This is a genomic window from Shewanella sp. ISS20, assembly GCF_056522965.1.
In genome coordinates this window covers 3,185,453-3,199,559 of sequence record NZ_JAWRZK010000001.1, presented here as the reverse complement: position 1 = coordinate 3,199,559, position 14,107 = coordinate 3,185,453, and the positions used below count along the sequence as shown (strand labels likewise).

The window sequence follows — 14,107 nt, the reverse complement described above, 5'->3', positions numbered from 1 at the left end:
AGACATCAAAACACTTAAGCTTGCTAAACCAATGTCAGCAATCAGTGCTGACATTGGCTTCTAGCAGCATCAGATGTATCGTTTATGCCTTTTTGATCCCAGCTCCTTCCCTCAAGCAATACGCCATTGATTGCCTAAAACCCAGACTCTGTTAATATATGTATAAATTCACAGTGATTGGGTACTGAAGCGTTGCCACAATTGGATCTTATGGCAATCACCGAGCTTAAAGGTGTTGCTACTAAAATGGCTGAAAAGCTCAGCAAGCTAGGCATTCACACTGTTCAGGATCTGCTGTTCCACTTACCTCTGCGCTACGAAGACCGCACCCGTATTTATCCTATTGCGCAATTATTGCCAGGCCATCAGGCGACTCTTGAAGCTGAAATCATCTCAAGCCAAGTCCTGCAAGGGCGCAAGCGTATGCTGGTTTGTCAGGTGCAAGATGCAAGCGGCAGCGCTACCCTAAGATTTTTCAACTTTAGCGCCGCCCAGCGTAATAGCATGCAAAATGGCATGTTTATTAGGGCTTATGGTGAAATTAGGCGCGGCCAGCACCAGTTAGAAATCGTTCATCCCGAATATAAACTAGTGCATGCGGGTGAAATTTTTACGGCCGAAGAAAGCTTAACACCTGTGTATCCCACCACTGAGGGATTAAAGCAAAGCAGCTGGAAAAAACTCACCAACCAAGTACTTGAGTTATTAGCCCAAGGCAGCCTGCCGGAATTATTGCCAGAGCCCTTGCGCCCTAATCACTTACAACTCAGTGATGCGCTGCGCTTATTACATCGCCCACCAGCTGTTGTCGCGCTGTGGCAATTAGAGCAAGGCCAACATCCGGCGCAGCAACGCTTAATTCAAGAAGAGTTACTGGCGCACAATTTATCTATGCTGCAATTACGCCAACGCAGTAATCGCGATAGTGCCATTGCCATGGCCGATGCTAGCGCACTGACTATTCCTTTTCTTGAAAGCCTGCCGTTTACCCCCACAGGCGCACAGCAAAGAGTGGTAGCGGATATTCATCATGATATGCAGCTCAGCCAACCTATGATGCGCTTAGTGCAAGGGGATGTTGGTTCAGGTAAAACCTTAGTGGCAGCGCTTGCCGCGTTAAAAGCCATAGCTAATGGTTTTCAGGTGGCTTTAATGGCGCCTACGGAACTACTTGCTGAGCAGCACGCCAATACTTTTAACGCTTGGTTCGCGCCCTTAGGCGTTCAAGTGGGCTGGTTAGCCGGCAAGCTTAAAGGCAAGGCCAGAGTCACAAGTTTAGAGCGCATTGCTAGCGGTGAAGCGCAAATGGTGGTTGGCACCCACGCCATTTTTCAAGAGCAAGTACAGTTCAAGCATTTAGCCTTGGTCATTATCGATGAGCAGCACAGATTCGGCGTGCATCAGCGTTTAGGCTTAAGAGAGAAAGGCTTACATCAAGGCTTTTATCCGCATCAACTGATCATGACGGCAACGCCAATTCCGCGAACTCTGGCCATGACGGCGTATGCAGATTTAGATACCTCCATCATAGATGAGCTGCCACCGGGGCGAACGCCAATAACCACAGTGGCAGTTGCTGATAGCCGCCGCCTAGAAGTCATTGAGCGCGTAAAACAAGCGGCCATTAACGATAAGCGCCAAGCCTATTGGGTGTGCACCTTGATTGAAGAATCTGAAGTACTTGAATGCCAAGCGGCTGAAGATACCGCATCTGAGCTTAAGTTATTACTGCCAGAACTCAGTATTGGTTTAGTTCATGGCCGCATGAAAAGCGCTGAAAAACAACAAGTCATGGGTGATTTCAAGCAAGGTAATATTGATTTACTGGTAGCGACCACTGTGATTGAAGTGGGCGTTGATGTACCCAATGCCAGCTTAATGATTATTGATAACCCAGAGCGTTTGGGGCTCGCGCAGTTGCACCAGTTACGCGGCCGTGTTGGGCGCGGCGCAGTGGCGAGTCACTGTGTGCTTTTATATAAAACGCCGCTGTCAGCAACTGCCACTAAGCGCCTTGGGGTTTTGCGCCAAAGTAACGATGGCTTTGTGATTGCACAAAAAGATTTAGAAATACGCGGGCCCGGTGAAGTGCTTGGCACCAAACAAACTGGCCTTGCTGAACTCAAAGTTGCCGATCTCGTTAGAGATCAAGCACTCATTCCCCATATTCAAAAACTGGCGCAACATGTCATGCAGCAAGCGCCTGAACAAGTCGATGCCATTATTACGCGCTGGCTTGGACAGAGAACACAATTTATCCAAGCTTGATGCCTGATTAACCTGAATTTATGCGCCTTGCACTAGACATTACTCAGTGTTTTGGCAGAATGAAACCAGCCTAACCATAAGTGGTTTCTCAGCCTGATTGAGGTGTTAAGCAATCTAGGCTCACAGTGAAGGATTTAGCATGCAAGCTGATCAAGACGATAGAATTCAACCCCACGCACCATCTAGCAATAACAGTACCAGCAGTAATAACATGGCATTGATTGTATTAGCGATAATCGCGATTGTGGCGCTTGGTGGCTATTTTTACCTTGCACCCAATAAGTCAGAAGAAACGGTATTGATTGAACCCATAGTCACGCCGATTGCGCCAGCTATGGAGATTGAAACTACAGAGACAGATGTGGTTACTCCAGATGTGGCTGAGTTAGACATGGAGACATTGCCAATCTCCACTGATGATGAGACAGCATCAGATACGCTAATAGTGCCAACTATCCCTGCGGAAATTTTGCCAGAGCTTGATAATAGCGATGAGTTTATCAGCCAAAAGGCCAAAGCCTTAACCGCCACTTCAGGGCTGGCGCCACTGTTAATCACTCAAGACATGGCGCGTCAATTTGTGGTGTTTGTTGATAACTTAGCTCAAGGCCAAGTTATCCGTAAATTGACCCCCATCAAGGGCCCAACCTTACCATTCACGGCCAGTGACATTACCGATAAAATGTATCTTGATCCTGATAGTTATCAAAGATATGACTTATACGCAAATGCCTTTGCAAGCTTGAATCCGCAGCAATTACAAGCCACTTATAAACAGTTACTGCCTTTGTTAGAGCAAGCCTTTACTGAACTTGGTTATCAAGACATGACCTTTGATGGCCGCTTAGATGAAGCCATTAGCGTATTGTTAGCTGCGCCTATCATTCAAACGCCTATCGAAGTCACATCAGTGAGCGTAAATTATAAGTTTGCCGACCCAGCTCTTGAGGCTCTGCCTGCAGCGCAAAAGTTAATGATCCGCATGGGACCAGAAAACGCTGCCAAGGTTAAGCACAGCCTGCGTAAACTTAATCAAGTGAGAAGCGGCCAAGCAAAACTTAATCAGTAACTAGCAAGGTTTATTCAACGGCTAAAAATATCGCCACTCTTATATCGCCACTTTAAAGTGGCGATATTTATTTGGGGAACTGCTAAGTGGAATAATGAGGAGGTTTGCGGCGGCATTACAGTGCCAACAATGACAGTGCAAGACTTAGCAAGCTAACAACGAAAAAAGCCAGCCGATAAGCTCATACAGCTAATACAAAGCCTGCACATTGGCTAAATTGTTTAGCCAAATTTACTGATGCCAATTTGCTTAGCCCCATTTGCCAAGATTTATTTGCCAATAGCCATTTGCCAAGGGCCTTTAGCTAGTCAGCTGAAAAGTAACAGGGCCGTCATTCACTAAAGCCACTTGCATATCGGCACCAAACTCACCGGTTGCCACTTCAAGCCCGAGCTCACGGCAATAATTAACAAACGCCAGATACAGCTCTAACGCGAGCGCAGGCGTACCTGCGCCTGAAAAACTTGGCCGCAAACCACGGCTGGTATCTGCCGCTAAAGTAAATTGTGACACCACTAATAAACGGCCTTGAGCTTGCTGCACATTTAAATTCATCTTGCCATTTTCATCACTAAATACTCGGTATTTAACGACTTTTTCGGCCAATTTTTTCATGCTATCTACAGTATCGCTCTGCTCTACCCCAAGTAACACTAATAAGCCTTTATCAATTTGGCCTATCACTTGCTGCTCAACGGTAACGCTGGCACTAGTAACTCTTTGAATTAACGCTATCATTTGCTTTCTCGTAAACCCAATTAATGAACTGGATCATAACAGCGTCAATGCCTTAGAAGATACCTTTGCCATAGCCACTAATGACTATCGCTTTCCAATAGGGCTTGAGTTTTATTTAGAAACTCAGGTAAGGCCGCCGTAATCACAGCGCCAAATAGCACTATCATCCAACTTAGATACACCCACACAAATAGGATAGGTATGGTCGCTAATGCCCCATAAATGGCCTCATAAGATGGGAATTTAGCTAAATATACAGTGAATATTTTCTTGCTAGCCTCAAATAATAGCGCCGCCACTATGGCGCCAGCCAAGGCATGTAAAAACTTAACCCGAGTGTTTGGCACCGCAGTATATAACAGTAAAAATGCAGCAACAGAAAACAGAAAAGGTAAACGCCCAATCAACTCACTGGTCACACTGGTCAGATGCGGCTCTTCAAATAAGCGCATAGAAGCTAGATAAGAAGATGCCACAATACTGCCGCCCATCAGCACTGGTCCTAAGGTTAACACCATCCAATACATAGATAGCGATACGACTAACTGGCGCTGCTCAGTAATTTCCCAAATAGCATTTAACGATTTATCGATGGCTGAGATCAGCAATAAAGCCACCACCACTAAGGCGATTATGCCCATAGCCGTACCTTGCGAGGCGTTACTAACAAACTGATTGATATAGATTTGCACTGTATCGCCCGCCGCCGGCAGGAAGTTACTATAAACAAAATGCTCTATCTGTTTACGTATGCCTTCAAATACTGGAAATACAGACAAGATAGACATGGTCACGGCGACTAACGGCACTAATGATAATAAGGTGACATAGGCGAGATGACCCGCACGCACATTAATTTGATCTTTAAGCAGGCGCTGAAACAGAAACAGTAAGAATTGCCAAAATGTCACAGCAAGAAGTTTTAATTGGTGAACACTAACATTTTTAGACATGAGATTTACCAGCTAACACTTAGGAAATTTGTAAATAAATCAACAATACTGCTTACAACAGTTCATTTACAAGTGTTATTCTATTGATTAAAGCCTGTTTAGGCAGCTTATGACTCTAATGAATATGCTAGCATTAGTCTTTATTTAAATGGCTTGCATCAATTTTTACTAGGAGAAGTTGTCATGTCTCAACAAGGTTCTACCGGAAATGTCATCGCTGCCATTGCCAGCTTTTTTATTCCAGGCTTAGGACAATTGGTACAAGGTCGCATCCTGCCGGCGTTATTATTTTTTATTTTTGGCGCGGGCTTTTACGCCATGTCGTGGTTGATATTTCCCTTAATTGTTGCCGTACCAGTCCATATCTGGAGCATCATTGATGCGGCATTATTTAAAGCAGATTAAAGGACACATAATGAATAAAAAATTAATTGCCTTCAGTTTAATCGCAGGCTTGAGCTTAGTCGGCTGTCAAAGTGCTTATTATGGTGCCATGGAAAAAGTGGGCTACCAGAAAAGAGACATTATGGTTGACCGTGTTGAAGCGGCCAATGAAGCTCAGCATGATGCCAAACAAGAATTCTCTAGCGCGCTAGCCGAGATGCAAAGCCTGTTGCAGCATGATGGTCGCAACTTGCAGCAAGCCTATGAAAAAGCCAGTGATGAATATGAATCAGCCCAAAGTGCTGCCGATGAAGTAACTAATCGCATCAATAAGGTTAGGGATGTCGCTGAAGCATTATTTGAAGAGTGGAAGCTTGAAATCGGCCAAATTAGTAACCCTAATTTACGTCGTTCAAGTGAGGAAAAGCTTAGAGAAACCCGCGATTACTACAAGCAAATGCTCAGTAGCATGCGCCGCGCTGAATCAAAAATGAAGCCAGTGCTAGTGACAATGAAAGATAATATGCTGTTCCTTAAGCATAATCTGAATGCTCAGGCGATAGGCGCGATTCAAGGGGAATTCTCAAGCTTACAGGCTAACATTTCAAATCTGATTGAAGATATGAATCAATCGATTGCGGCGTCAGATCAATTTATTAAGAATATTAAAAGCAAATCTTAAGCCTTACGGTTAACTATTTACTCTCTATACAAGCATTTGGGTTAGCGAGCAGCATCGAACCTTATCAAATAAGGCGCTGTCGTTAGCCTGAACGCTGCTTTCACTTTAAGTCACGTCTTAACCTCATAAACCAGCCCTTAGCCTCTAGATGCACTACAGGCGTCATCAGCAGTAACAAATAGCATTATCACGTCATTCAACGGTTACTTAGCTAAGTCATCCACCTTTTAATGACTGCTGCTAGCTACCCTTAGTTCTAACTAGCGCTAACCTCGCGCTGCGGTTATGGTTACAATGAATAACTTGTTGGAAAAACCATAGTAACTTTCGTTAGCCCTAAAACTCATGAGCAGCCGATTTGCGGCATAACTAATGCCAGTCTAAATGAACAGAGCTAAACCCCAAACCCAAACCCAAACCCAAACCCAAACCCAAACCCAAACCCAAACCCAAAAGACTAATCCCTAAAGCCTAAAGCACAGCGGCTAGATCAAAGAATATAATATTTAAGATAACAAAAAGCCCCGCAGAGTCACCTCTGCGGGGCTTTGACTGAATGACTCAAAGAGTCACGATATTAACCGCGGCTAGCGCGCTTACGATCGTTTTCAGTTAAGTGACGCTTACGGACACGTACACTCTTAGGCGTTACTTCTACCAATTCATCATCATCGATGAACTCAAGAGCTTGTTCCAGAGTCATCAAGATAGGAGGAGTCAGCACTTGAGCTTCGTCAGTACCAGAAGCACGCATGTTGGTCAGCTGCTTACCTTTCAGACAGTTAACTGTCAGATCGTTAGAGCGGCTGTGAATACCAACTACTTGGCCTTCATAAACTTCGGCCGCATGGCCAATAAACAGACGACCACGGTCTTGCAGACCGAACAGAGCGAATGTCAGAGCCTTACCTGTAGCGTTAGAGATCAATACACCGTTAGCACGTTGACCAATGTCACCGCCTTTGTGTGGACCGTAGTGATCAAAGCTATGGTACAGCAGACCAGTACCAGAAGTAGCAGTCAAGAACTCAGTTTGGAAACCGATTAAGCCACGGCTTGGGATAACGAAGTCGATACGTACACGACCTTTGCCATCTAACTGCATGTCTTTCATGTCAGCTTTACGGGTACCCAGCTTCTCGATCACGCTGCCTTGATGCTCTTCTTCAACGTCAACAGTCAGGTTTTCGAATGGTTCACACTTAACACCATCGATCTCCTTGATGATAACTTCTGGACGAGAAACGGCTAATTCATAACCTTCACGACGCATGTTTTCAATCAGGATAGATAAGTGCAGTTCACCACGGCCAGAAACGCGGAAACGATCTGGGCTGTCGGTTTCTTCAACACGCAGTGCTACGTTGTGCACTAATTCTTGCTGCAGACGCTCAAGAATATTACGTGAAGTTACATACTTACCTTCTTTACCAGCAAACGGAGAAGTGTTTACTTGGAAAGTCATGGTCAGAGTAGGCTCATCAACAGACAGTGGCTTCATAGCTTCTACAGCGCCAGCAGCACATATGGTATCAGAAATCTTCAGTTCGCCTAAACCGGTGATAGCTACGATGTCTCCAGCGTTAGCAACTTCAACTTCGTGACGATCCAGACCCATGTAACCTAATACTTGGCCCATTTTACCGTTACGAACTTTACCATCAGCACCAACAATACTTACCTGTTGGTTAGTTTTGATGCTACCACGGTTAATACGGCCGATACCGATAACACCCACGTATGAGTTGTAATCCAGCTGAGAAATCTGCATCTGGAAGGCACCGTCACTGTCTGCATCTGGAGGAGATACACGATCAATGATAGTTTGGAACAGTGGAGTCATGTCATCGCTAGCAACATCCGGATCCAAAGTCGCGAAACCGTTTAATGCAGAAGCATAAACAATTGGGAAGTCCAACTGCTCATCGGTAGCGCCTAAGTTATCGAACAGGTCGAATACTTGATCGATAACCCAATCAGGACGAGCGCCTGGACGGTCAATCTTGTTGATAACAACGATTGGCTTCAGACCTTGAGCAAAAGCTTTCTGAGTCACGAAGCGAGTTTGTGGCATAGGACCATCAACCGCATCAACCAGCAATAATACTGAATCAACCATCGACATAACACGCTCTACTTCACCACCGAAATCGGCGTGACCAGGAGTGTCAACGATGTTAATACGGTAATCATTCCATTTGATGGCAGTGTTCTTTGCCAGAATCGTGATCCCACGTTCCTTTTCCAGATCGTTGGAGTCCATTACTCGCTCTGTTGCTTCGCCACGAGTCGCCAGAGTACCTGACTGACCCAGCAGCTTATCAACCAAGGTCGTTTTACCATGGTCAACGTGCGCAATGATTGCGATGTTACGTAATTTTTCTAGCACAGATAAAACCTCTTACCATCAAAAACATTAAGGGCATTTGCCACCGCTAAACAGTATAGTGGTTGCAATAAAAAGTGGTACATTCTACTCTACGGGAGCCTTGCCGCACAGGATTATTTTTTGGCCACTCATGGAAACCTTCGCCAGCTCGCTCATCTGCTCCCAAATGCACCCTAATGGTGAAGTTATCTGCTCCTGCCCCAAAATATATCATCGTGCGCACCATATTGGTGCAAACCGAGTCAACCTTGCTCAACAATAACCGCCAAACACAATATAAACAATAACTTAGATAATTGGCACGACTTTCGCTTTATATTGGCTAACCCTGTCGAAAGCCATTTAGGCAGACAATAATAAATTGATTAGTGAGTGCTTTACCCTACCGGAGGCTTAAACAATGTCGTATGAAGCAGTTTTACAACAATTAGCAGAACACGAAGTAAAATTTGTTGATTTACGTTTTACCGATACCAAAGGTAAAGAACAGCACGTGACTATTCCTACCCATCAAGTAGATGCCGACTTTTTTGAAGACGGAAAAATGTTTGATGGTTCATCGATTGCAGGTTGGAAAGGCATCAATGAATCTGACATGGTGTTAATGCCAGATCCAGACACTTTCTTGTTAGATCCGTTCACCGAAGAAACTACTGCACTGATCCGCTGTGACATTTTAGAGCCAGGCACAATGCAAGGTTACAACCGTGACCCACGCTCTATCGCTAAGAAAGCGGAAGAGTATCTGCGCGCTACCGGCATTGCTGATACCGTATTAGTCGGTCCAGAGCCAGAATTTTTCCTGTTTGACGATGTCCGTTTTGGTACTGACATGTCAGGCTGTTTCGTAAAAATTGATGCCAAAGAAGCGGCATGGAACTCAGGCACTAGCTATGAAGGCGGCAACACTGGCCATCGCCCTATGGTCAAAGGCGGTTACTTCCCAGTAGCACCTGTGGACTCATCACAAGACTTACGTAGCGCTATGTGTTTAGTGCTGGAAGAAATGGGTCAAGTGGTTGAAGCGCATCACCATGAAGTGGCGACTGCAGGTCAAAACGAAATTGCGACTCGCTTTAATACCCTAACTAAAAAAGCCGACGAAATTCAAATTCTTAAGTATGTGGTTCATAACATGGCTCACGCCTATGGTAAGACCGCAACTTTCATGCCTAAGCCAATCGTAGGCGATAACGGTAGCGGCATGCACGTGCACCAGTCACTGTCTAAAGATGGCGTTAACTTATTTGCTGGCGACAAGTACGCAGGGTTAAGTGAATTAGCTCTGTTCTACATTGGCGGTATTATTAAGCATGCTCGCGCCATCAATGCTTTCACTAACCCAAGCACTAACTCTTATAAGCGCTTAGTACCGCATTTTGAAGCGCCTGTGATGTTGGCATACTCTGCCCGTAACCGCAGCGCCTCAATCCGTATTCCAGTAGTACCAAGCCCTAAGGGTCGTCGCATTGAAGCGCGCTTCCCAGATCCACATGCCAACCCATACTTAGGCTTTGCGGCCCTGTTGATGGCAGGACTTGATGGTATTCAAAACAAGATCCATCCAGGCGAAGCTATGGATAAAGACTTGTATGACTTACCACCAGAAGAAGCAGCAGAAATCCCGCAGGTGGCACGTTCACTGGAAGATGCATTAGCGCACTTAGATGCAGACCGTGAGTTCTTAACTCGTGGCGGCGTATTTAGCAATGACTTCATTGATTCGTACATTACCCTGAAAACTGCTGAAGCTGAGCGCGTTGCTCGCACCACGCACCCACTTGAGTTCGAAATGTATTACAGCTTGTAATTAGTTGAATTAAGACAAAAAAGCCCTGCGGTGCAGGGCTTTTTTTATCTCACAGAGGTAACACTTAAAAAATCTTAATTACTCAATATTGGCATTTTATCTAAAGCGATTGAGTCGCCATAAAACTCAATATTCTTATTGAAATCAGTTACCACTAAGCTGATAGTCTTACCTTGCTGATTAAGCGTCACTTCAACACTCGCGCTACTATCAATATTTAGCAATTGCCGCTGCATATCATCACGACTAAACACCCGCACACCGTTTATCGTTAATAACACATCACCGCGAGCAACCCCGTCAGTAGACACCAATTCAGGGCTGGCATGACTAACAAGCATTACATTAGGTAACTGCGCGCCGTGAAGCCCATGGATGTATTCAGCCTCTGTTAATTCATCTCGGGCTTGCTGCCATAAAGCGCGCCTTGCATCAGCTAGCTGACCTTCATTGGCCCAGCCCTCGGCTAACGCTTGCTTTTGTAATGCCACATCAGCCAGTTGCACGCGGGAAACATACGCTTGAGCATTTTGTAGGCGTAACGCCTTGGCCTTGGCATCCTCAATGGGGGCAATTGCTGTGGCATTCGGTTGCGGCGCAAGATTGTCGCTAGGTTTAGGTTTAGCGCGATAAGCTTGCATGTGGCCTGCCATATCACCGCTTAACCCAGCTTTGACCATGCGCAGTAACCATTCAATTTCTTGCTGCTGCATAGCCACTTCTTGCTGCAGGCGCGCAATCTCAATGGCATCAACACTTTGCTCGGCAAGAATCGGTGGCGCTGGCATAGACGCCGCTAACTTAGCATCCACTAACTCGGCGCCGACAAAGCCCAAACCTAAGCTTAAGCCTATGGCGATTGGATATCCGACTATATGAGTGAACTTCATAGCGATCACCACCAAACTAACACAAAACACACAAGACGCAACACGCAACACGCAACACACAACACACAACACAACACACAACACAACACACAACACACAACACACAACACACAACACACAACACACAACACACAACACACAACACGTTAACATCAAGTTTAACCAAAATAAAGCGTCATATTCATAACATGTTTTACTAAAACAACAGCTTATAAAGCTGCTTAAAAACAGAGTGCAAAACATTAACGACTTAAATATGTGCAAGGTTTAGCCCGCATGAATAATTAACTCTCGGCCACAAAAAAGCCGCCCGAGGGCGGCTTTAATTAACAGCAGTATTTATTGATAGTTAGACTCGCGGGATTAACGCGCGTCCCAAGCATCCATCCAATAAGCACTGGCACCTGGCGCGTAAGCAGCGCTTGCACACCAAGCGGTATATGGCCAAGGCTTACACTGGTAAATATTGCCATCGCTACCTGTAACCATGTCACCAGCGCCATACTGGATACCAGCCACATAAGCTGGATAATCACCCGGTGGCAAAGGCTCGCTTTCTTTCAGCATCAGCGTAAAAGCTTGCTTAGACTCGTTACCATCAGCGTCAGTTGCCGCCAATTGCAGGCGATATTCACCAGCAATAACTTGAGCTAAAGACAGATTTACCGTTTGCTCTGCAGCAATTTGCGCGGCGAAATCGCCACCGTTAACTAGCATTCCGCCAGTATCAGTCACTTTCATAGTAACCATAGCGCTGCGGTTAGTTTTAACAGTCACCGCTAAATCCACGGCGCCATCTTTGATGTGATACTCAGCAGCGATACCGCCAAGTGAAACGCTTAACTTTGGCAGTTCAGGCGATACACCGCCATCACAATCACTATCGCCGGCAACGCGCCACACGCCCCACTCACCTGTGCTACCAGGCTCATCACCTTGGGTCCACCAGCCAGCGCTCCAGCTCTTACCCTGATGGCTAACCACTTCATCAGCTAAATAGACTTTATCCGCCTGCCAGGCATTACCACACACCTGCGAGTCATCAGTCACGCGCACTTGACGCGAGGCAGTCACTTGTTGACCAGCATTGTCTGTCACCGAGTAAGTTAAGCTGTAGCGGCCGACAGTATTCACATCCACTTTGCCAGAAACCTGAATTTGAGCAGTAAGATCACCATCTTCCGCATCAAATGCCGTCACATCAGCTAAGGGATCAAATGCGGCGCCTAAAGGCACGACGCGATTATCTAATCCATTAAAGACAGGCTTCACGCTATAAACTTCAACTTTGCGGGCATCAACAGTTTCGTTGTCATCATTATCACTGACGCGATAAGTCAGTACATATTCACCTAAGGTGTTGGTATCAACTTGGCCTTCAATCACAATGCGCGAGGTTAAATCACCATTTTCGGTATCCATAGCCGTCACGCCTGCCATAGGATCAAATGTTGTGGCATGCACCACGCGCGCATGACCTAAGCCTGTGAATACTGGCTTACCCGCTTCTGGTACTGGTGGAACTTGGCTGTGTACAAATGGGCCATAAGCCTTAATGAAGGACTCATTGTATTCATTACCAGCAGCATCGCGCCCCATATCCCAGTTAACAGACCAAGTCATAACACCACGCAGCGGCTGACCTTGGTTTTTCAAGGCTTCAAAAGCGCTGTATAAATGCTGTGGATTTTTAACATAGCCAGTGGCCGCGGCATCGTTGTTGGTTGGGATACCAAACACTAACTTGTCGTGAGGGATCTTATAAAAACTGCGACTGCCGTTAATTAATGAATCCGCAATGTAGTAGATAAACTCTTGCTTGAGTTCATCGTTGTTTTGAGCAACCCAACCTACCCCATCAATCCAGATACCATCGCCACCTTGGTTATAAAACTGCGGGTTGATCCAGTCGTAGTAGCCTTCTAAACGCTCTAAATAAGGAACGTATTTGCCACCCGTTGTCAGGTATGGGAATTCTGGAGCCATGGTAATTAAGAAGTTTTTACCTTGGGCGCGGTAGTGCTCTTTCACCATGATTAACGCCGCTGGAATAACCGTCTGGTTATCAGCAGCAGTCACCGCGGCTTGCTCTAAATCTATATCTAAACCATCAAAACCGTACATATCGGTAAGACGAATCAGTTCATCAGCAAAGGCTTGCTCATCACCGATTTTTAATTCGATATGGGCATCGGCGCCACCTAAGGCTAATAATACGGCGCGGCCTTGATGGTTTAATTCGGCAATTTCAGCAATAAATTCTGCTTCTGATAAACCCACTTGCGGGTCTAAACGAAAGGTAGGAATACGACCTTCAGCTGTGTCATAGACCTTCATAAAAGAGATGTCGACGACGTTATACATAGGGTTAACGTCGCTTAGTTTAACGCATGGCGCTACGCCACCTTTGTAACCGCTGCCATCACACCAGTTATGCCAGTAGCCTACGACGACACCGGCTTCAGGGTTGACCATTTGCGCCTGCAGTGGCTGAGCCAGCCCAGTCAGAGCTAAGACTAACGCACTCAGTTTTAATTTCTTTATCATCATTATTTCCCGTTTCAAATAGAAACAGGTAACGCGAGTTTTTGCACTCGAACACTACCTGTGGAAGCCCCGCTATCTTATGGATTCACCACTTAGACCGGAGGTTTTGCGTCATGCGCTTTCACACATTTTGCCTTTATCGCAAGCAGCTTCATGACAAGATGAATCAGCCTTTACAATAACTTGAGCCGCAACAAGCTTAGCTCTAAGTAGTTATGATTGTCACCTTTAATCTTAAAATAAACTTAAAACTATGCTTAAATATGATTAATAGTTTAATTCGCACTCAAATCATTTACTTATAAAAGCAAATAACCCACATATACTGAACCTTTCGCTCGCTAACTTCATGCTAAAACAACAACTAATCGCCACTA

At 45.5% G+C, this 14,107-nt stretch carries 10 protein-coding genes and 1 riboswitch; of the genes, 5 read left to right on the top strand and 5 right to left on the bottom strand.

All coding sequences use genetic code 11. The features are described from left to right. Window positions 1–192: 192 nt before the first annotated feature. Both recG and AC1HDP_RS14530 read left to right on the top strand, forming a co-directional pair. Window positions 193–2,268, top strand: a complete 2,076-nt coding sequence (recG, locus tag AC1HDP_RS14535) for an ATP-dependent DNA helicase RecG (RefSeq protein WP_479639286.1) — start codon at window positions 193–195, stop codon at window positions 2,266–2,268. A 139-nt stretch (window positions 2,269–2,407) separates the two neighbouring features. Further along, on the top strand, window positions 2,408–3,337 hold the full coding sequence (locus AC1HDP_RS14530; protein WP_479639285.1) for a DUF3014 domain-containing protein: 930 nt from the start codon (window positions 2,408–2,410) through the stop codon (window positions 3,335–3,337). Between the two features lie 300 nt (window positions 3,338–3,637). On the opposite strand, the gene dtd is transcribed toward AC1HDP_RS14530, so the two are convergent. Then, window positions 3,638–4,075, bottom strand: a complete 438-nt coding sequence (dtd, locus tag AC1HDP_RS14525) for a D-aminoacyl-tRNA deacylase (RefSeq protein WP_479639284.1) — start codon at window positions 4,073–4,075, stop codon at window positions 3,638–3,640. A 77-nt stretch (window positions 4,076–4,152) separates the two neighbouring features. Further along, window positions 4,153–5,028: a virulence factor BrkB family protein gene (locus tag AC1HDP_RS14520; protein ID WP_479639283.1), complete on the bottom strand. Its 876-nt coding sequence runs from the start codon at window positions 5,026–5,028 to the stop codon at window positions 4,153–4,155. 183 nt (window positions 5,029–5,211) lie between these two features. Between AC1HDP_RS14520 and AC1HDP_RS14515 the strand changes: the two genes are divergently transcribed. Next, entirely contained in the window at window positions 5,212–5,433 is a 222-nt protein-coding gene (locus AC1HDP_RS14515) for a hypothetical protein (protein WP_140930474.1), read from the top strand. Between the two features lie 10 nt (window positions 5,434–5,443). Next, window positions 5,444–6,094 carry a DUF2959 domain-containing protein gene (locus tag AC1HDP_RS14510; protein WP_140930472.1) on the top strand — a complete coding sequence of 217 codons (651 nt, stop codon included), beginning with the start codon at window positions 5,444–5,446 and terminating at the stop codon, window positions 6,092–6,094. A gap of 577 nt (window positions 6,095–6,671) precedes the next feature. On the opposite strand, the gene typA is transcribed toward AC1HDP_RS14510, so the two are convergent. Further along, window positions 6,672–8,483, bottom strand: coding sequence for a translational GTPase TypA (gene typA / locus AC1HDP_RS14505; RefSeq protein WP_479639282.1), 1,812 nt, complete (start codon window positions 8,481–8,483; stop codon window positions 6,672–6,674). Between the two features lie 400 nt (window positions 8,484–8,883). Here typA and glnA point away from each other — a divergent pair, with 400 nt between their 5' ends. Beyond that, window positions 8,884–10,293, top strand: coding sequence for a glutamate--ammonia ligase (gene glnA, locus AC1HDP_RS14500; RefSeq protein WP_479639281.1), 1,410 nt, complete (start codon window positions 8,884–8,886; stop codon window positions 10,291–10,293). A gap of 74 nt (window positions 10,294–10,367) precedes the next feature. Here glnA and AC1HDP_RS14495 read toward each other — a convergent pair whose 3' ends face one another. Continuing rightward, window positions 10,368–11,183: a hypothetical protein gene (locus AC1HDP_RS14495; RefSeq protein ID WP_479639280.1), complete on the bottom strand. Its 816-nt coding sequence runs from the start codon at window positions 11,181–11,183 to the stop codon at window positions 10,368–10,370. 363 nt (window positions 11,184–11,546) lie between these two features. After that, window positions 11,547–13,733: an immunoglobulin-like domain-containing protein gene (locus AC1HDP_RS14490; RefSeq protein WP_479639279.1), complete on the bottom strand. Its 2,187-nt coding sequence runs from the start codon at window positions 13,731–13,733 to the stop codon at window positions 11,547–11,549. A 56-nt stretch (window positions 13,734–13,789) separates the two neighbouring features. Continuing rightward, a riboswitch (cyclic di-GMP riboswitch) is annotated at window positions 13,790–13,875 on the bottom strand. Window positions 13,876–14,107 lie beyond the last annotated feature (232 nt).